Origin of the sequence: Desulfobacula toluolica Tol2 (assembly GCF_000307105.1) — a bacterium.
In the GTDB taxonomy this organism is placed as follows: domain Bacteria; phylum Desulfobacterota; class Desulfobacteria; order Desulfobacterales; family Desulfobacteraceae; genus Desulfobacula; species Desulfobacula toluolica.
On record NC_018645.1, the window covers coordinates 768,008 to 786,575 of the forward strand.

The window sequence follows — 18,568 nt, forward strand, 5'->3', positions numbered from 1 at the left end:
ACCCCAAAATCTGCCCGTCGGAAGGTGTTGGTTTCCGCTGGAGCGGGTTTTTCGGTACATCGTTTTCATCATCCCACCAACCTCAACTGATTTTTACCATAATATATTTCGGCTGGCGTTTGCCCGTTAAAACTCTGGTGAGGTCGTTCATGGTTGTAAAAATTGAAATATTTTTTCAAGGACTTGCGCAGCTGCTCAACGGATTGAAATTCGTTTACATAAATTTCTTCATATTTCACGCTGCGCCATAGCCGTTCTATGAAAATATTGTCCATACACCGGCCTTTCCCATCCATACTGATTTTAATGTCCTTATCTTTCAATACTTTTGTAAACTCGTGACTTGTGTATTGAGATCCTTGATCCGTGTTGAATATATAGGGGGTCCCATGACATCGCAGTGCCCTTTCCAGAGAGGATATACAAAATTCCTTGTCCATGGTTATAGAAAGTTCCCAAGAGAGGACATAACGACTATGCCAGTCCATGACCGCCGTCAAATAAACGAAACCACCAGAAAGTGGGATATAGGTTATATCCGTAGACCACACCTGATTTGATCTGGTTACATCAAAAGTTCTCAAAAGATATGGATACACTTTATTTTGGGGATGAGCCTTACTGGTATTCGGCTTCGGTGCAATGGATTGAATTCCCATTTTCCGCATCAATCGCTGAACCCGTTTTCGGTTAATCTTATATCCTTTGCGTCTCATAATATTGCGCATTTGGCGGGTACCATAGAACGGATGATCAGTATATTCAATGTCAATGAGTTTCATTAGCTCAAGATTTTCAGGCGTTTCCTGTTCCCCCCGGCTTTCACGGTAATAGCTGGAACGAGGCAGTCCTATCAACTCACATTGCCTTTGAATACTGATTTTAGAGTGCTTGGATTGAATTCGCTGTTTTTTTTCTTCAATACTCATTAAAGGTGTCCGGTGTTTTTTTTTAACCAATCCAGTTCAACCTGGAGTTTACCAACCGTTTGATAAAGACAGTCTCGCTCAATTTCGGCTTCTTTGGTTTGTTTTGCCTTGCTATTGCCAAAAACCAATGGCAGGGCTTCTATGGCTTCCTTTTTCCACCGATTTACAAGACTAGCATGAATGCCGAACTCAGAGGCTATCTCATTGACAGTTTGATTTCCTTTTATGGCTGCCAATGCGACCTTGCTTTTTAATTCTTTACTGTAGTTTTTTCGTTTCAAAATATCCCCTTTCTGGACTGTTATATTTTATCTTAACACATTGTCCAGTTTTCGGGGTCCACTATAAATCTACGTAAGCGATGTTTTAACCCCACTCAGGGGGCGGAAGGTCAAGCCAACTGTTTTTTATCGACATTGTATGGAAGCAACGCCTTAAAATCATCTTCCGTCATAGCCTCAGGCAAGTGTTCAAACAGATATTTGAGATACCAATATGGCTCCAGCCCATTTGATTTGGCTGTTTCAATCAAGCTGTAAATCAGTGCACTGGCCCGGGCACCCTTAACGGTGTCCGAGAAAAGCCAATTCTTTCGTCCGACCACAAAAGGTCGGATGGCATTTTCAACCAGATTGTTATCAGGCCTGATGATTCCGTCGGTCGTGTATTGGATGAGCCTGTGCCATTGGTTGAGAGTATAATGGATCGCCTTGCCAAGCAGACTTTTGGGAGGAACTTTTTCCACTCTTGCATCAAGCCATTTCTTGAACTCTTCTAAAATTGGAACCGCTTCTTTTTGCCTCCGAGCATATAATTGGTCAGGCGTTAATTCCTGCACCCGGGCTTCTTTTTCAATTTTATAAAGCAGACTGATATACTTTAAAGCGGTGCCGGCATTGCCCGATGAACTCTTTTTATTCCCTGCAGCTTTTGTTACATTTTTAAATCCCCTGCGGGCGTGAGTCCAGCATGCCACATGAATGATATCTGTTATTTTGTCCAGAAAATCATATCCTTTATAGCCATCCGTCTGAACAATGCCTTTGTATCCATTCAAAAATGATGCGGCAACATCTCCGGATCGTGTCGGATGATATTGGAATTGAATAATTGGCATATCAGGCGGACCACCTCTAAAAATCCACATATATGATTTTGATTTCCGGGGGCCCTTTAAGACCAGAAGAGGTGTTTCATCAGCACCAATCATCGGGCTTGCCAGTATGTCCTTTTGCATCATGTCGATTAGAATATCACAGGCGTCAGCGACTTTCATGGCCCATGTACACATGGTCGACCGGCCAAGTTCAATACCGATCCTGGTAAATTGCTTTTCCTGACGGTAAAACGGCAGGGCATCTGCAAATTTTGCGGTCAGAATATGTGCCAGAAGGCCCGGGGTAGCAATGCTTTTGGGGATAATCTGTTCAGGCATCCTGGCAATTGACACGGTGGGGCCGTCGTCTTCCACACCTTCACAATTTTTGCAGGCGTATTTATACCGGATGTTTCGAAGTACCCTTACTTTGGCAGGGATATAGTCCAGTTGTTCTGACTCTTCCTGGCCGATGCGTTCCTTAAGGCAACCGCAGTTGCACTGTCTTTCATCCTCGCTGAGTTCATGTATAACATCTATACGGGGAAGATCGGCGGGTAAAGGCTTGCGGCCACGTTTTTTACGGGTATGTTCACCAATCGTTACGTCTTCCTCCTCTTTTTCCAGGATAGGAAGTTCGGGTTCAGGCATATCGAACAGAGACATTTGCCCGTCATCTTTAGGCGTTTTCTCTGATTTGCGACCAAAGATCATATTCTGAAGTGATTTAACCTGCTCTTTAAGGATTTGATTCTCATCAATCAAATCACAAGCAATTTTCTTCACTTCATCCAGATTCCGATTACCTTTTACCTTGCCTTTAGTCATGGACTGTATATACCATAACCACGGGCTTTTTCATAGTTTTAACATCAATAAATCATGGAATATTTCAAGGGTTTATGTGCCTGATTTATATTCAGGCCGTCAACTAACCAGGACAACTCTCGACTGGTAATATTCATGACATCGTCAGATGTTTTCGGCCACTTGAAACGGTCTTTTTCAAGACGTTTCTGCCACATACAGAAGCCATTTTTATCCCAGTATAAAATTTTTAAAATGGTCTGCGTCCGGTTGCAGAATACAAACAAGTTGGAGGAAAATATGTCAAGTTGCATCTGTTCACTGACAATGACGGACAATCCGTTAATAGCTTTGCGCATATCCGTTGCGCCTAAGAATAGATAGACCTTGGTGTCTGACGGAAAATTCATCATTGGACAGCCTTCAATACAGAAAGCACCTGCTCAAGGGTTTCTTTCTTAAAACCGTCGGGGATTTCCACTTGCAGTTCCCGGCCTATATTCAGTTTTAGCCCTGCTTGACAAAAGTGAGTCGGCACAGGAACCTGAACCAGTCCTGTGGGCTGATTTGGTTTACCGAATTTAATCTTCCAATAGGTGAACCTGTTCGGCCTCAGGCCATTCTGGCGGCAGTACTCTATTTGGGACAGGCGGGATTCAGTCCATTGATCGATATGTGTTTTCCAGAATATTGCCTTTTCTTCGTTTATTTTCTTCCACGATTTGCTCAATACACACCTCCTTTTTGAGAAGAAATATTAAGCGAAATCTGGAGGCCTTAGTAGATGGGGTTTAATTACCGCTTACCTATAAATCTACGTGAGATGTTAAAAAAAAACAAAGGGGCTCTTTATTTGACTCTTGCTCGCTAAAATAACGAAAATGTTGACGGATAAATCGCAGATTTTCATGTTCTGTTCCAGGAAGAGTATAATATATGAATGATCAATTACAATTTGATGAATTTTTAAGGTCTGTAGTTATCAGTAAGAATGATACATATTCTTTACTATTAGGTGCTGGTTGTTCAATTAGCTCTGGGATTCCTTCGGCTTATGACTGTATATGGGATTGGAAAAAAATAATTTATAAAAGTAACAATTCAATCACGCAGGATTGGATAGAGAATTATAAAAACCCAAAAGTTCAGGGAAAAATTCAAAACTGGCTTGATAATCAAGGTGGTTATATTGAATATGACTCCCCAAAAGAATATTCCTTTTATGCTAAGAAATGCTTTCCTATTGAAAAAAACAGAAATCAATATTTTCAGAAAATTTGTTCAAATGTCAAGCCATCCGTTGGGTACAAAACAATTCCAATACTTGTGAAACAAGGCATATTAGATTCAGTCTGGACTACTAATTTCGATGATTTAATCCTGAACTCATGCGTGTTAGGTGGAGTGCAAGGGATAGAGGTAGCTTTAGATACTGTCGAACGTATAAATCAAAGAACTCAAAATAAAAATGAATTACCTATTATCAAACTTCATGGTGATTTTAAGTTTGGAGACCTAAAAAATACAAGTGAAGAATTACAAAATCAAGATGAAACTTTTAGGCAAAAATTAATTGATTACATAAGTGATAAGAACCTTATAGTGCTTGGCTATAGCGGGCGAGATTCATCATTGATGAGCACACTTAAGAGTGCATATTCAAAAAAAGGTGCTGGAATTTTATTTTGGTGCGGATATGGAGGGAAATCTAATTCTGAGGTGTCTGAATTATTGCATTTTGTAAAGAGTAAAGGAAGAACCGCATTTTATATTCCTATTGATGGATTTGATTCCACAATGCTTCATCTCACAAAATTAATTATTGATGATAATAATTTTTTAAAACAAGAACTTAAACAAATACTAAAAGGTGAAAATAATAGTGATCAATTTGTTCCTTTTAATTTAAAGCTGGAAAGAATTAATAAGGTTCTTAAGAGCAATTGTTTTCCAATAAAATTTCCCGATGAAGTCTTCGTTTTTGAAGCAAATATTAAAGATAATCCTTGGGATTATGTAAATGAAAAAACTTTAAAACGAAAAGACATTTCTGCAATCCCTTTTCAGAAAATGATATGGGCTTTTGGGGCATTGGAATCAATTAAAGAAGTGTTCGAAGAAGTAATACAGGGAAATATTGTAAGAAAACCGCTTACGAATATTAAAATTTATAATTCAGGTATACGTTCTTTATTATTGTCTTCCATTTGTAAAATATTTTCATCATCAAACAATTTGGAGACTAACTTCAGAAATAAAGTCTGGTCGAAGCACAGCCAAACTATTGCATATCAAAAAGTTTATGATGCAATTAAATTCACTCTTGAAAGGATTGATGGAGAATATTATCTTTCTCTGAATCCAAGTTTTTCATTGGATAAAGAAGATATAAATAAAGAGGTTATACAGCAAGTAGGAATAAATTTTTTTCACAGAATATGGAATAAACAATTTAACGAATATATCGAAAAGTGGAGAAATAAATTATTTGTTAAAACAAAATTTGACTTTCCTATAAATTCAGCAAGTGGATTCAATTTTGTAATAGGTAAGGCACCAATTTTTACAAATATTTGTGATCTTAATAATAAATATAGCAATTCACATAATGTCCCGCAGAAATACATTGAGCTAAAGGGTGTGCAATTCAAAGAAGCTGAACTTTTATTTTCTACAATAAATGGTGAAAGAAATGCACACGACACTCATCCCATGAGAGGTTTAGTAAATTATAAACCTTTTGAAACTAGCCTAAATACATTTCTTGAAAATTCCATTAATTTAGCTGTGATTTCGCCTCTTCAGGATTCTGATGAATTGTTTAATTTCTTATTAAAACAGAATCAAGAAATAAAAAAATATAGTCAAAAAGAGGATTATCTAATTGATTTTTTGGGCTTTTATAACATTTATGGAGTAAGTCTAAATATTCCTTCCCAAAATTCTCTGAATTGGGAAAATATTGATGAACTGAAAAATCAAAAATACAAAGAAAATGTACATGAAATTAAGAGAAATATTTGTGAAAAAATTACCAAACTAACATCTATGGGTGGTCAAAAAGTAATTATCATATACATTCCAAGTAGGTGGGAACACTTTACCGGGTACTATGATAATGGAGAATCTTTTGATTTACATGATTATGTAAAGGCATTCTGTGTTGAAAAAGGCGTTACATCGCAATTTATTAGAGAAAAAACAATCAAAGATAACAAACAAAGCTGTCAAATAAATTGGTGGTTGTCGTTATCATATTTTGTAAAATCGTTTAGAACCCCTTGGATATTAAATAACACAGACAAAACAACTGCATTTGCAGGAATTGGATATAGCGTTGATTCAAAAACTGAAAACGATAGTCATATCATTTTAGGCTGTAGCCATATATATAGTTCAACTGGTGAAGGCCTGAAATATAAACTATCTAAAATAAGTAATGACAGAATCCAATGGAGACACAAAAAACCGCATTTAAGTTATGATGACGCATATGATTTTGGAAGAAGTGTTATAAACCTCTTTTATGAATCAATGAATGTTGTTCCTAAAAGAGTAGTAATTCATAAAAGAACATTCTTCACAGAAGATGAAAAGCAAGGAATTTTGGACAGTCTTTATGATAATACAAATATTGAAGCGGTAGATTTAATTGAAATAAATTTTGAGAACGATATTAAGTATGTTTCAAGCAAGATTTTGAAGGGAAAAACTCAAATTGATGGCTATTCTGTTTCAAGAGGTACGTGCATTCAATTGAATAAAAAGGAAGCATTATTATGGGCACATGGTGTCGTGCTGTCAGTCAACAACCCAAAATTCAATTTTTTTCCTGGAGGTAGGTATGTTCCTAAGCCATTAAGAATTATAAAACATCATGGAGCAGGAAGCTTGGAACAAATTGCAAATGAAATTTTAGGACTAACAAAAATGAATTGGAATTCTCTAAATATGTATTCACAATTACCAGCAACAATATCATCATCAAATGATATCGCAAGAATTGGTAAATTGATAGAGAACAAAGAAAAGATAGAATATGATTATAGATATTTTATATAAGCGCATGAATAAATAAAGTAGGAAAACAGAACAAAAGCATCAAGAGCGACGGCAAAAAGCCGCCTCGCCTTATGCTTGACGTTCCAGGCGGCTGCGCCGCCTGGAACGCGGTGCTGACTAAATACAATACAGGGAACTATATGGACACTTATAAAAAAAAATTTTTACGATGCCAGATGAAACACAAAGAATTCTTAGCGTAGCAAAGCATCCTGTAATTACAACCAGCACGGGCGATCCAGGCATATGGAATTTGACACTACAGGTGTAGCAATAAAAAACGGCAAAAATCGCCGAACCAGCACATTCACCAGACCAGAAGGGGCGCTGTTCGTTCCCACAATAGTACGGTGGAATTCCGGGGACACTATACATAACTCGTGAGTCCTAAGTTCTTCTGGAAGACATGAACGCACCTCTCCCCCAATTTCTAATTTTATGGCCAGAAAATTCGATTCATAACACCTTCGTCACGTCTCAATGACGGTACTTTTCAATTTTGGTTTCGACTCTGACCATTGACCTTCTGGTTCAACTATTTTTTTCGTAAAAATATAGCCTTGAATTACTCGTATTACCGCGCCAGGAGCGATGCTGAATAAATCTCGGACAAGCAAATCGGCAATAACGAATTTTACCGTCCGTTCAGATGGTAATTTTCGAGATTTTGTTCTCAGAAACCCTTTGAACTCCTTCCATACAGATTTCTCATATTTGATCGATATTAATTGCAACAACCCCAGAGCGATAGATCCGATCATCACAAAACGTTCATATGCAGCAAAGCAAAGCCTAATTTTTCCCATTTGCTCACCGCTCGTCGGTTTTTTTAAATCTTTGTTCTTTCTGGGTTTCCGGGAATGACGCTCCAGGCTTTTAGTCCAAAATCGATAATGGAAAACACCCATGAGATTTTTTAGCATGTCAAACATGGTTTCAATACGAACTCTGGTACAATAAAGCTCAAGCGCGGCAACAGGATCCTGATTCAAGTCACTGCACATCAATATAATAGGCCCACGCTTGGTCACCGCCAACACAAAGCGAATTAAACCTGCTGTCGGCTTCCACAATAAATTCAGAGAAGCAATTGAAACCGTTTCAACTTTTCCATAAATAGCGCATTCCACATCTGAAAAGCGTTCTCGCTGATCAAACAGGTCGAACACCTTGATTTTTTTACCATATTTGCGTGGACGCCCTGGCCCCTTCTTTCGTGGCTGCTCCGCTTCAAAATAAGCCACACAATTTTTTTTGGCTCTTATAACCAAGGTCAACAGCGGACATTGATGCCTGATCGACCACACAGCTTGGGCCAATATAAATACAGCCCGGCCAGGGGAAAAAAGCATCCAGTACGAGGATGCTCGGTATATCGTGTCTTATGGCAAAATCAAGAGCCATTTGAATGATACGTGTTCCCAACGTATCATTGCTTTCTTTACTTTGACCTTTCTCTTTTACATGAACAAGACCTTGATGAATTCCAACAGACAATGGTATGCAAAAAGGAGAGGCCATGGAACCAATCAGCATACCGATAGCACCCCAATAGTGTCCCCGAAAATAGGATGGCTTGCTCTGGGTTTCTGAATGCTGGTGCATGGTAACCACACATGGCATTTGACGTCCGTCCTTTGGAACACAGGTATGGTCACCCAATAAAACTGCTCGCTCATGGGAAATCACTGTTTCATTTTGAGAAAGAACAAATTTCCACCAGAATTCTACAACTTTGTCTAAGGACCAGGTGGAGGCTCTAAAAAAATGAAGAAGTGCCTTGTAACCTGTTGTATTCAAACCCCAAATTTGACAAAAAGAAGTGACTGCTCTCATCTCATGGGTACCTATAAATCCCAGTATTACCATACAAAACATAAGCCAAGTAATATTCCTTGAAAAAGCCTTGCGGAAAAACGTCAGGGTCTGATAAACATACTGTAGCATTTTGAGCCTTCCTTTGTTGAGTTTGGTCGCTTAAATATTGGAAGGTTCAGAATGCCCTCATCCTTTTCAGATGTCACGCAAATTTTCAAAGAACTTAGGACTCACGAGTACATAATTCCAACAAAAAATATTCTGACGGACAAGCCGCAGATGTTAAAGCGAAAAATTTGAGAATACTGATATTCCGATTCCTGAACTGATTAACCGAACGATGGCAATTTAAAAAGAGATATTTATGGAAAAATTTAATAATAAACTGGAAAATTTAAAACAGTTTTTAAGCTTGAAAAGCAGGCAAAATAGGCTTTTCTGCCCAGGTATAAGTTACGGATCGAAAATACCTTTAGTGTATCTCCTGACAGATCGTGTTGAAAAGATTGTCGAAGATATCTCAGGTGACGAGGAAAATTTAATATTGGCATCATTAAAAGCAGACCTCGGCAATCAAAAAGAACAGGTAATAACAGAACTCCATAACCGTTTGAATGATCCGGATAGTGAAATAGTCAAACGAATGAACCGCTTTTCCGAAAAATTCCCTGAAATATTAAAGCCGATTTTGGAGGGGGAATAAAATGGAACAGAACTCAGAAATAATCATTTATACCGATTCGGACGGCACAACAAAACTTCAGGTGCAATTGGAAGATGAAACCGTCTGGCTGACACAAGATCAGATGGCAATGCTTTTTGGAAAAGCAAAATCCACTATTAACGAACATATTAAAAATGTTTATGCAGAAGAAGAGCTTGAAAAAAGCCGGACACTAAAGAAATTCGGAATTTCCGAATTTCAGCAAAAAGCCCCTAATTATTACAATCTCGATGTTATAATTTCAGTTGGTTACAGGGTTAAATCAAAACAGGGAACAAAATTTCGACAGTGGGCGACTAAACGGATTCATGAATACATTGTAAAAGGCTTTACAATGGATGATGACCGCTTGAAACAGGAAGGAGCAAGATCAAGATATTTTGAAGAACTTCTTCAAAGAATCCGGGACATCAGGAGCAGTGAAAGAAATTTTTACCAGAAAGTAACCGATATTTATGCAACCAGCATTGATTATAAAAAGGATGACTCTCTAACCAAAGAATTCTTTACAACCGTCCAAAATAAAATGCACTATGCCATTCACGGCCAAACAGCCGCAGAGATGATAAGCCAAAGAGTAGATGCAGACAAACCATTTTTAGGACTTACCAATTTTCAAGGCAACTATATAACCACAAGAGATATTACAATCGCGAAAAATTATCTTTCAGAAGATGAACTGAAGCAGCTCAATCTCATCGTTTCCATGTACCTTGATTTTGCTGAACTCCAGGCAACAAGCGGCAGATTAATGAAAATGCACGACTGGATTCAAAAACTGGATGCTTTTCTGCGAATCAGTGAGAAAGAGCTTCTAACCAATGCCGGAAAAGTCAGCCATGAAAAGGCTGTTGAAAAAGCAAAAGTTGAATATGAGAAATACAGAAAAGCAAAGGATAAAAAATATATCTCTGATTTTGACCGTGAAATGAAAAAACTATTGAAAGATGATAAAAGCAAATAATAAAAAAATGGGGGGCAAACAGTCGTATTGCAATACTAATAAATATCATATATTTTGGTTTTCAAATACTAAAACAGGATTCAAAGTATGATCCAAAAATGCCCATTTTAGTAACCCCGAATTTTTTGGCTTGTTTCTTTTTATATTCTTTTAACAGGGTTATAATGTGTTTTTTATTAATCATCATCCTCATCCGTGTTTTATGTTAGATATTAAAAAATTATAGGTTTTTATATCCATCGCGTCAAATTAGATTTTGAAATGTGACAGATATCTTGAAACAATAAAAAATTCGATTTAAACAAACAACGGTGCATTTGCCAAATGGTTAACCCATCTGTAGCCCATGAAGATCTCCATAGGGCGTCCAAAGGAATTGATGACATCCCTTACGCCAATTTTCTTTGCATATGCTGTAATGATCGGTAAATGCTGAACCGTGAATCCGTGAATCTGCTGTTTCATGCTCACCTCGAATGAATTTTCATTGAGGTGAGCATAACGCAATAAACTAGAAAAATCTAGGTCAAATTGCATTCAGAAAATAAATCACCAATCAAACGATTGCCTTGAAAAATAATTTGGCCTATTTTGCCTGTTATGGGTGTGGAATGTGGGTCATGAACAATATCCAAATTGGGAATATGAGGAAGAATAGATGACTCGTGCAAAGGTTTCGAATGAGCGATCCCATATAATGCCCCAATCAAATAAATGTTGATTTGTCAACGAAACCGTTAGAAAATTTTGCGAAAAAAATCAGAATTTTTCTTGACAAACGGCAGGTTCATTCGTTATAAATCCCCAATCAATGCTACAATATAGTTGCATTGTGATACTAAAATGACGGCATGTAAACAGCAGGAGTCGGCCATATGAAAATGACCCTGGTTCAGACGGCCGCCTGACTTGAGGAGGTTTTTTGAATGCGCTTACGATCGGTTCCATTGTTTCTGGTTTTCTGTGCCACTTTTTTTCTGATCCAACCGGCCGGGGCTCAGATGCGGCTGACCTATTCCAACTTTTTTCCGCCCACCCATGTTCACAGTAAGCTGGCGGAACGCTGGTGCAAAGAAATTGAAGAACAGACCCACGGCGAGATTGTATTCAACTATTTTCCGGCCTCTACCCTGACCCGGCCCCAGCAGACTTATATTGCCGTGGCAAAAGGTGTGGCGGACATCGGCATGACGGCCATCGCCTATTCCCGGGGCCGGTTTCCGGTGCTGGAAGCCATTGACCTGCCCATGGGATACACCTCCGGGGTCCAGGCTACGGCCGTGGCCAACCAGGTGCTGGAACGGTTCGATCCGGAAGAGCTGCACAATACCGAAGTAATGTATCTGCATGCCCACGGACCCGGTGTCATTCATACCCGGAACAAACCCATCCATAGCCTTGCGGATCTCAAAGGCCTGAAAATCCGGGGAACCGGCACCAGCGGGGAAGTCATCGCCGCCCTGGGCGGGACGCCTGTGGGCCAGTCCATGGCGGAAACCTATCAGATGCTCCAACGAGGCGTGGTGGACGGGTCAGCCCATCCCGTCGAAGCCAACAACGGCTGGAAACTGGGAGAAGTGGCCAAATATATGGTCCAGAACTTTTCCAGCGGATATACCACCACCTTTGCCGTGTTCATGAACCAGAAAAGATGGCATCAATTGACCCCGAAACAGCAGGAAATTTTCACACGCATCAACAAAAAATACGCACTGAAACACGGACAGGTCTGGGATGAGGCGGACAAGAAAGGCATGGCGTTTTTTCTGTCCAAAGGCGGCACCGTGATTTCCCAGACCAATGAGGAATCAAAACGCTGGGCTGAAAAATCATCGGTCCTGTTAGAAAACTATATTCAATCCGTGGCAAAAAGAGGCATTGACGGCAAAGTGGTTGTGGATTTCATCCAAGCCCGTCTGCAGCAGCCATAACCCGTATCTTACAATATACAGGAGTTTTAATGAGACAGATTGCTCTGGCACTGAACAAACTATCCAACGCCATGAAACTTATCGGCGGCATCGCCTTGGTCGGCATGATGCTGTTGACTGTGGTGGATGTCATCGGACGGTTTTTCAAACACCCGATATTCGGATCGGTTGAAATCGTCGGGTTTCTGGCAACCATCATCGTGGCAGGGGTCCTGCCCTATACATACAAAATAGGCGGCCATGTGGGCGTTGAAATTCTGATGCAGACCTTTTCCCGAAAAACCCAAATCTGGGTCAGGCTGATCACACGGACTTTAACACTGTTTCTGTTCGGACTGATCACATGGCAGATGTTTCTGCATGCGGCGGAACTCAGACAGATGGGGGAAGTATCCATGAGCTTGAAATTCCCCACCTATTATATCGCTTATATCCTGGGTTTCGGGTTACTGCTTTTTTCCATCACCATTCTGGAAACAATTTGTCTTGATATTGTGGAACTGCGAAAAGGAGATTCAAAATGAGCCCGACACTCATCGGTATTATCGGCATTGTTTTCATGCTGGCACTGTTTCTGACACAAATGCCCGTGGCATTTGTCATGGCCCTGGTGGGATATGTGGGATTCTCCTATGTCATCAATATCGAAGCTGGCCTGGCCCTGCTGTCTCTAGAAGTGTATGAAACCCTGGCTTCCTATGACCTGTCCACCATTCCTTTGTTCATTTTCATGGGCCAGCTGGGATTCAATTCAGGTATCAGCAAACGGCTGTATGACGCCGGATATAAATTTCTAGGCAATATCAGAGGTGGGCTGGCCATGGCCACGGTGGCCGCGTGTACCGCATTCGGAGCCGTGTGCGGATCCAGCCCGGCCACTGCCGCCACCATGGCCACCATCGGGCTGCCGGAAATGAAGCGGTACAATTATGACGATGAACTGGCCACCGGTTCCGTGGCCTCCGGAGGCAGCATCGGCATGATCATGCCCCCGTCCGTGGTGCTGATCATATACGGCATTTTAACCCAGCAGTCCATCGGGGCGCTGTTTGTGGCCGGCATTTTTCCGGCCTTGCTGATCACGCTGCTGTTCATTTTGTGCATTTATATCCGATGCACCATTTCCCCGGAGCAGGGCCCCCCGGGTGAATCCTTTTCATGGACGGAAAAGCTGAAAGCCCTTATGGGTTTAGGCGAAACTCTGGCGGTCTTTGCCCTGGTGATTGTGGGAATTTTCATAGGCTTGTTCACACCCACGGAAGCTGCAGCCATAGGTGCCTTCGGTGTTCTGCTGATCGCTTTGGTCAGACGGCAGCTCACCTGGCAGGGATTTGTAAATTCCGTTCTGGAGGCCCTTCGCACCTCCTGCATGGTCATGATGCTGATCGTGGGGGCCGTGATCCTGAGCAAATTTCTGGCCGTGACACGAATCCCCTTTGAAATCGCCGGATGGGTGGCCGGTCTGGACATTCCCGCTGTGCTGGTCATGAGCGTGATTTTGATCATCTATCTCATCGGCGGCTGTTTTATCGATGCCCTGGCATTAGTCACCCTGACCGTGCCCATTTTCTATCCCGTGGTCCAGCAGTTGGGGTATGATCCCGTCTGGTTCGGGGTGATGATTGTCATGATCACCCAGATGGGGGTAATCACCCCGCCCATCGGCATCAACGTGTACGTGGTTTATGGCGTGGCACAGACCGTGTTCCGGCAAACCATTCCGCTGCAGACAATCTTCATGGGCGTGATTCCTTTTATGGCCGCATTGATTGTGGGCATCATCATTCTGATCCTGTTTCCACAGATCATTTTGTTTCTGCCCAACCTGCTGTATTGAAACCGGCGCGGATACGGCTTTACGTCAAAACTGACTGGTGCTGGTCTTCAAACCGGGCTTTCACCGACTCCACCATGAAATGCAGCCGGTTTCCAATTTCCAATGTGACTCAGAATCCGAGGACGTTATATTTTATAGAGGGTAAAAAAAGAATACCGTCAGATTTTATGGCATTGGTACTCTTTCTTAATATCAGGTGCTTTGGCAGACGTCTTGTCGGTATTCCCTTTAGTCTTTTGGGCTTTTGCAGATGCCATACGTGAGAGGCCTTTTCGATCCTTCAAATAATTTGGGTTCAAACATCTGTTCCATTTGATCCAATATTTCAGGCAGGGTTGGACCAGAGGTGAAAATACTATTCCGCATATTGTAAAACCCTCTTTCAAATCGAAGGGTTCCAAGAGTCATACGTTCAGGCAAAACTTTGTCAAAGATCGATTTAATGGTTTTTGCATATGCTTTTTCCCAGTCATCAATCGGAACAATTGGGTCAAGCCTGATTCGTATCGGATATCCAGCCTCTTGAACCTTTACGGCTGCTTTGAGCCGTCTTTCAAATGTAGGCGCGCCGATCTCAAATTTCTTTGAGATAACATCATAGTTCATGCTCCAGGCGACATTGCAGACAAGATCAATGCCGATTTCGGAGGATATGACAATTTCATCGAACAGTTTAAGAATGCCGGATTGACTCAGTTCGGCAGCGGCTGGGCATGGCTGGTTATGAAAAACAACACGTTGGAGATTATGAAAACTTCAAATGCCGACACCCCCATAGCTCACGGTTTTAAGCCCCTGTTGACGGTGGATGTATGGGAACATGCATACTACCTTGACTATCAAAACGACCGAGCCGGCTACCTTGATGTCTTTTTTAACAATCTTGTCAATTGGGAGTTCGTCAATTCCAATCTCGTTTAACTGAGAGTGGCGATTAAAACCGATATCGGCTACCGACATAAAGCGGGACAGTTTGAACCGATTGATGAGAGTCTTCCATCGCGTAAGCCTCAGAAACAGGGCCTTCCAGAAAAGCCTTATTTTATGGGGTGTTCCGGCTTAAAATGGTAGCCCCGATATCTAAATTGGGTGGGCCAAACTTAGAGATAGTGAGCTACCCAAGGAAATTATTTTGAAATAATAAATTTGATCGCCAGGAATGTGTTTCCACAGACTCGTTTTGGTCATAAAATTATTTGAAATGAATCCATGATTGTATTCTCAGTCATACTTAGGCTGGCGGATTTACGGTTCGAAAATACCTTTAAAAGATGATAAAAGCAAACAGCAAAAAAATGCTATGAATAAAATCGTAGAATAAGGAGTATTCAGAATGGTAAATAAAGATACCTTTAAGGCTCTTGTTGTAGACAAGGCGGAAAGTGAACCAAGTGAACTGGTTGCCACGGTGAAGCAGCTGACGGTTGCTGATTTGCCTGAAGAAGATGTGCTGATTCAGGTAGACTATTCCACCCTAAATTATAAAGAGGGTCTGGGATTTGCAAACCGCAACAAAATATTTCGGTTTTTCCCGATGGTGCCGGGCGTTGACCTGGCAGGAACAGTGGTTGAATCAAACTCTCCTGATTTCAACCCTGGCGACCAGGTAATCTTGAATGGATGGAGCGTGGGTGAGAGATACTGGGGCGGTTACGCTCAGATGGCCAGAATAAAATCCGATTTTTTGATTCCCCTTCCCCAAGGCATGGACACCAGGAAGGCCATGTCCATAGGGACTGCCGGTTACACAGCCATGCTAATGGTCATGACCCTGGAAGAAGCCGGGGTGACACCGGGCAGCGGTCCGGTAATTGTTACCGGTGCTACCGGCGGCGTGGGCAGCAACGCAGTGGCCATTCTTGCCAGACTGGGGTATGACGTTACTGCGCTCACAAGATCAACGCAGGCATCCATACAAGATTACTTAAGACGGATAGGAGCTAAAGAGATAGCCGGAGGTGAAGAATGGACCATGATGCCGTCACCTCTTGAAACTCAGAAATGGGCTGGTGCGGTTGACAATGTCGGCAGCAAGGTACTTGCCAGGGTATTGTCTGAAATGAAATACGGCGGATGTGTGGCCGCCTGCGGGCTGGCAGGCGGGTCTGATCTGCCGGCTACCGTAATGCCCTTTATTCTGAGGGGGGTGAGTCTGCGAGGGGTGGATTCGGTGTGGTGCCCGACTCCGAGGAGAATAGCCGCCTGGGAGAGGCTGGTAACTGATATTTCCGATGAAGCCCTGGCAAATATCAACACAGTAATTCCACTTGAAGATGTACCCAGGTATGCCAAAGAAATCCTGGCGGGTAATATTACAGGCCACATTGTGATCGACGTCAACGCATGATAAAAATATCGGGGAATAAAAAAAAATTATATAAAAAAGAGGAGTGGCTTATGGGTAAGATAGAAGCAGGCACTAAAATTTTGTGTCGCGTAAACAGGACGCTTGATAAGGGGGATTTTTCCATCCTGCATCAGCTCAACTGGTTTAATATGTCAGTTCACAGCAATTCGGAATATGCCGGGGGAACCTGGTTCAAGGAACGCTCACTGGCAGGCCCCATAATCTTTACCGTGGCTGACGGCCTGATTCATAATGCAGATAATATTGCCGAATTTCTGGCCGGGGACGGATATGAAATTTATGCTTATATTGGTGTGGACAATATGAAGATCACGTCTCCGGTGATGTTTGGGGACACCTTGAGAGCTGAAGCAGAGGTTGTTGAGCTTCGTCCGACCAAAAATCCGGAAAGGTTCTTGTTTGTTTACCAAAACAGGGCTTACAACCAGCGTGATCAGCAGGTGATAGAATATCAAACAACAATGATGGTCACTAAAAAAGAGTAAGTCGGATGTTTCATGTTGGATGTCCAAAAAAATGGACTCAGCCAACATGCTTGATAAATAGAAGATTCTGTGTATAAATAGGGCCGGTTCTGAAGAAAAATATTTTTTCAAAGAAAGGGTTCAATATGGCCAGTGTTTTAATCGTTGACGATGATCCGATCTTTTGTGCCCCCTTTGTCGGTTACATGAAAAAACTGGGTCACCAATGCCGTGTGGCACAAAATTTTTCCGACGGGCTTGGCCTTGCACAGGAATTTTATGTGGATGTTGTTTTTCTGGATGTTATTTTGCCGGATGCCAACGGACTTGAGGGGATTAACAATTTTATTGATGCGCCCTCATCCCCTGAAATCATAATCATAACAGGAAAATCCGAGATTTCAGGCGCTGAAATGGCCCTGAAAAACGGTGCCTGGGATTATCTGGAAAAACCGCCTTCATATGACGACGTCAAGTTGACCCTCAAACGGGCCCTGCAGTTCAGGAAAAACAAAATTGTCTTTGATGCCCAGGATCGCCTGAACACGGATTTTATCATTGGTGAGAATATCAAATTAAAAAAATGCATGGATATTGTTGCAAAGGTCATAAAAACCGAAGGCAATCTCTTTATCACGGGAGAAACCGGCACCGGCAAAGACCTGATTGCAAAAGCCGTGCATGAGAACAGTAAACGGGCAGCGGCAAATTTTGTTACGGTGGATTGCACAAACCTTCCGGACAATCTGGTTGAAAGTCTTTTGTTCGGCCATTTAAAAGGCGCGTTTACAGGGGCGGTCACCCACAGTGACGGCTTGGTAAAGCAGGCGGACAAAGGAACCCTTTTTCTGGATGAGGTTGGCGATCTTTCCGGACCTGCCCAGAAATCAATTTTAAGGGTATTGCAGAATAAAAAATATCGTCCCCTTGGATTGAAAACCGAAGTGGAGTGTGATTTCCGGTTGATATCCGCCACCAACCGGGATTTAAGAAAAATGGTGGAAGAGGGGCGGTTCAGAAAAGACCTTTATTACCGGCTTGTGACCTACCATATCCACCTGCCGCCTTTGAGGGAGAGGCTGGATGACATCAAGTTGTTGACCCGGCATTATATTGCAAAAATCTGTGATCAGTTCGGAATCCATACCAAGGATGTTTCCAGGGATTTTGTAGAGACCCTTATCCTGTACGACTGGAAAGGAAACATCCGTGAATTGATCAGTGTTCTGCATTCGTCCATTGCCAATGCCATGAATGAACATAAGCTTAATCCCCATCATCTGCCGGTGGAAGTGAGAATTTATTGTCGTCAAAAAAAAATGGCTGCAAACAAGAGCCTGGGCCGGGGGGGGCAGGAAAATCTTGAGATGGAGGATGTCAAGTTTCCCTGTCTGAAAGAGTTCCGGCACCTCAATGAGTCTCAATACCTTGATTCTCTGATCAAACTGTCCAAAGGCAATATTGAAAGGGCTTGTCATCTTTCCGGGGTGTCAAGATCCGGGTTGTATCATTTGCTGGAAAAACACCAGAAAAAATTGAAACCCTTATGAAATCCTGACAGGTATTGT

The 18,568-nt window shown here is 41.8% G+C and carries 17 protein-coding genes and 1 pseudogene; 10 read left to right on the plus strand and 8 right to left on the minus strand.

What is annotated here, in order from left to right:
* Positions 1 to 68: 68 nt before the first annotated feature.
* The 4 genes and pseudogenes from TOL2_RS03525 to tnpA form a co-directional block, all read right to left on the minus strand.
* Positions 69 to 1,234: pseudogene (locus TOL2_RS03525) on the minus strand (IS3 family transposase).
* Between the two features lie 86 nt (positions 1,235 to 1,320).
* On the minus strand, positions 1,321 to 2,853 hold the full coding sequence (gene tnpC / locus TOL2_RS03535; protein WP_014956144.1) for an IS66 family transposase: 1,533 nt from the start codon (positions 2,851 to 2,853) through the stop codon (positions 1,321 to 1,323).
* Between the two features lie 44 nt (positions 2,854 to 2,897).
* Positions 2,898 to 3,245 (minus strand): IS66 family insertion sequence element accessory protein TnpB, encoded by a 348-nt coding sequence (tnpB, locus tag TOL2_RS03540; protein WP_014956143.1) that lies wholly within the window; start codon positions 3,243 to 3,245, stop codon positions 2,898 to 2,900.
* The gene (tnpA, locus tag TOL2_RS03545; RefSeq protein ID WP_014956142.1) at positions 3,242 to 3,562 is read right to left on the minus strand and encodes an IS66 family insertion sequence element accessory protein TnpA; all 321 of its coding nucleotides are present in this window, start codon (positions 3,560 to 3,562) and stop codon (positions 3,242 to 3,244) included. The genes tnpB and tnpA overlap by 4 nt, the downstream gene beginning before the upstream one ends.
* A 206-nt stretch (positions 3,563 to 3,768) precedes the next feature.
* On the opposite strand from tnpA, the gene TOL2_RS03550 reads away from it, so the two are divergent.
* Positions 3,769 to 6,894 carry an SIR2 family protein gene (locus TOL2_RS03550; protein WP_014956171.1) on the plus strand — a complete coding sequence of 1,042 codons (3,126 nt, stop codon included), beginning with the start codon at positions 3,769 to 3,771 and terminating at the stop codon, positions 6,892 to 6,894.
* A 470-nt stretch (positions 6,895 to 7,364) separates the two neighbouring features.
* On the opposite strand, the gene TOL2_RS03555 is transcribed toward TOL2_RS03550, so the two are convergent.
* On the minus strand, positions 7,365 to 8,138 hold the full coding sequence (locus TOL2_RS03555) for a hypothetical protein (protein ID WP_041279235.1): 774 nt from the start codon (positions 8,136 to 8,138) through the stop codon (positions 7,365 to 7,367).
* The gene (locus TOL2_RS03560; protein ID WP_014956173.1) at positions 8,125 to 8,841 is read right to left on the minus strand and encodes a transposase; all 717 of its coding nucleotides are present in this window, start codon (positions 8,839 to 8,841) and stop codon (positions 8,125 to 8,127) included. Before TOL2_RS03560 ends, TOL2_RS03555 begins: the two co-directional genes overlap by 14 nt.
* 235 nt (positions 8,842 to 9,076) lie before the next feature.
* Here TOL2_RS03560 and TOL2_RS03565 point away from each other — a divergent pair, with 235 nt between their 5' ends.
* Positions 9,077 to 9,415, plus strand: coding sequence for a hypothetical protein (locus TOL2_RS03565; protein WP_014956174.1), 339 nt, complete (start codon positions 9,077 to 9,079; stop codon positions 9,413 to 9,415).
* 1 nt (position 9,416) lies between these two features.
* Entirely contained in the window at positions 9,417 to 10,400 is a 984-nt protein-coding gene (rhuM, locus tag TOL2_RS03570) for a virulence RhuM family protein (protein ID WP_014956175.1), read from the plus strand.
* Between the two features lie 297 nt (positions 10,401 to 10,697).
* Here rhuM and TOL2_RS24770 read toward each other — a convergent pair whose 3' ends face one another.
* The gene (locus tag TOL2_RS24770; protein ID WP_158406056.1) at positions 10,698 to 10,865 is read right to left on the minus strand and encodes a hypothetical protein; all 168 of its coding nucleotides are present in this window, start codon (positions 10,863 to 10,865) and stop codon (positions 10,698 to 10,700) included.
* Between the two features lie 461 nt (positions 10,866 to 11,326).
* On the opposite strand from TOL2_RS24770, the gene TOL2_RS03575 reads away from it, so the two are divergent.
* Genes TOL2_RS03575 through TOL2_RS03585 form a run of 3 tightly spaced genes read left to right on the plus strand, consistent with a single transcriptional unit; the run spans position 11,327 to position 14,168 of the window.
* The gene (locus tag TOL2_RS03575) at positions 11,327 to 12,331 is read left to right on the plus strand and encodes a TRAP transporter substrate-binding protein (RefSeq protein WP_014956176.1); all 1,005 of its coding nucleotides are present in this window, start codon (positions 11,327 to 11,329) and stop codon (positions 12,329 to 12,331) included.
* A gap of 29 nt (positions 12,332 to 12,360) precedes the next feature.
* Positions 12,361 to 12,855 carry a TRAP transporter small permease gene (locus TOL2_RS03580; RefSeq protein WP_014956177.1) on the plus strand — a complete coding sequence of 165 codons (495 nt, stop codon included), beginning with the start codon at positions 12,361 to 12,363 and terminating at the stop codon, positions 12,853 to 12,855.
* Positions 12,852 to 14,168 carry a TRAP transporter large permease gene (locus TOL2_RS03585; RefSeq protein WP_014956178.1) on the plus strand — a complete coding sequence of 439 codons (1,317 nt, stop codon included), beginning with the start codon at positions 12,852 to 12,854 and terminating at the stop codon, positions 14,166 to 14,168. The genes TOL2_RS03580 and TOL2_RS03585 overlap by 4 nt, the downstream gene beginning before the upstream one ends.
* 228 nt (positions 14,169 to 14,396) lie before the next feature.
* Here the strand turns inward: TOL2_RS03585 and TOL2_RS03590 are convergent, their stop codons facing one another.
* On the minus strand, positions 14,397 to 14,774 hold the full coding sequence (locus tag TOL2_RS03590; RefSeq protein WP_014956179.1) for a spore photoproduct lyase family protein: 378 nt from the start codon (positions 14,772 to 14,774) through the stop codon (positions 14,397 to 14,399).
* 12 nt (positions 14,775 to 14,786) lie between these two features.
* Between TOL2_RS03590 and TOL2_RS03595 the strand changes: the two genes are divergently transcribed.
* From TOL2_RS03595 to TOL2_RS03610, 4 genes are all read left to right on the plus strand, one after another.
* Positions 14,787 to 15,089, plus strand: coding sequence for a superoxide dismutase (locus TOL2_RS03595; RefSeq protein ID WP_269764201.1), 303 nt, complete (start codon positions 14,787 to 14,789; stop codon positions 15,087 to 15,089).
* A 412-nt stretch (positions 15,090 to 15,501) separates the two neighbouring features.
* The gene (locus tag TOL2_RS03600) at positions 15,502 to 16,515 is read left to right on the plus strand and encodes an MDR family oxidoreductase (protein WP_014956181.1); all 1,014 of its coding nucleotides are present in this window, start codon (positions 15,502 to 15,504) and stop codon (positions 16,513 to 16,515) included.
* Between the two features lie 50 nt (positions 16,516 to 16,565).
* Positions 16,566 to 17,021, plus strand: a complete 456-nt coding sequence (locus tag TOL2_RS03605) for a hotdog family protein (protein WP_014956182.1) — start codon at positions 16,566 to 16,568, stop codon at positions 17,019 to 17,021.
* Positions 17,022 to 17,146: 125 nt separating this feature from the next.
* On the plus strand, positions 17,147 to 18,550 hold the full coding sequence (locus tag TOL2_RS03610) for a sigma-54-dependent transcriptional regulator (RefSeq protein WP_014956183.1): 1,404 nt from the start codon (positions 17,147 to 17,149) through the stop codon (positions 18,548 to 18,550).
* The last annotated feature ends 18 nt before the right edge of the window (positions 18,551 to 18,568 follow it).

Bases quoted from the DNA above. Each gene is read 5' to 3' on its own strand.
- tnpC (WP_014956144.1), bottom strand. From the start codon at position 2,853: ATGACTAAAGGCAAGGTAAAAGGTAATCGGAATCTGGATGAAGTGAAG.
- tnpB (WP_014956143.1), bottom strand. From the start codon at position 3,245: ATGATGAATTTTCCGTCAGACACCAAGGTCTATCTATTCTTAGGCGCA.
- TOL2_RS03550 (WP_014956171.1), top strand. From the start codon at position 3,769: ATGAATGATCAATTACAATTTGATGAATTTTTAAGGTCTGTAGTTATC.
- TOL2_RS03560 (WP_014956173.1), bottom strand. From the start codon at position 8,841: ATGCTACAGTATGTTTATCAGACCCTGACGTTTTTCCGCAAGGCTTTT.
- TOL2_RS03565 (WP_014956174.1), top strand. From the start codon at position 9,077: ATGGAAAAATTTAATAATAAACTGGAAAATTTAAAACAGTTTTTAAGC.
- rhuM (WP_014956175.1), top strand. From the start codon at position 9,417: ATGGAACAGAACTCAGAAATAATCATTTATACCGATTCGGACGGCACA.
- TOL2_RS24770 (WP_158406056.1), bottom strand. From the start codon at position 10,865: ATGAAACAGCAGATTCACGGATTCACGGTTCAGCATTTACCGATCATT.
- TOL2_RS03575 (WP_014956176.1), top strand. From the start codon at position 11,327: ATGCGCTTACGATCGGTTCCATTGTTTCTGGTTTTCTGTGCCACTTTT.
- TOL2_RS03580 (WP_014956177.1), top strand. From the start codon at position 12,361: ATGAGACAGATTGCTCTGGCACTGAACAAACTATCCAACGCCATGAAA.
- TOL2_RS03585 (WP_014956178.1), top strand. From the start codon at position 12,852: ATGAGCCCGACACTCATCGGTATTATCGGCATTGTTTTCATGCTGGCA.
- TOL2_RS03590 (WP_014956179.1), bottom strand. From the start codon at position 14,774: ATGAACTATGATGTTATCTCAAAGAAATTTGAGATCGGCGCGCCTACA.
- TOL2_RS03600 (WP_014956181.1), top strand. From the start codon at position 15,502: ATGGTAAATAAAGATACCTTTAAGGCTCTTGTTGTAGACAAGGCGGAA.
- TOL2_RS03605 (WP_014956182.1), top strand. From the start codon at position 16,566: ATGGGTAAGATAGAAGCAGGCACTAAAATTTTGTGTCGCGTAAACAGG.
- TOL2_RS03610 (WP_014956183.1), top strand. From the start codon at position 17,147: ATGGCCAGTGTTTTAATCGTTGACGATGATCCGATCTTTTGTGCCCCC.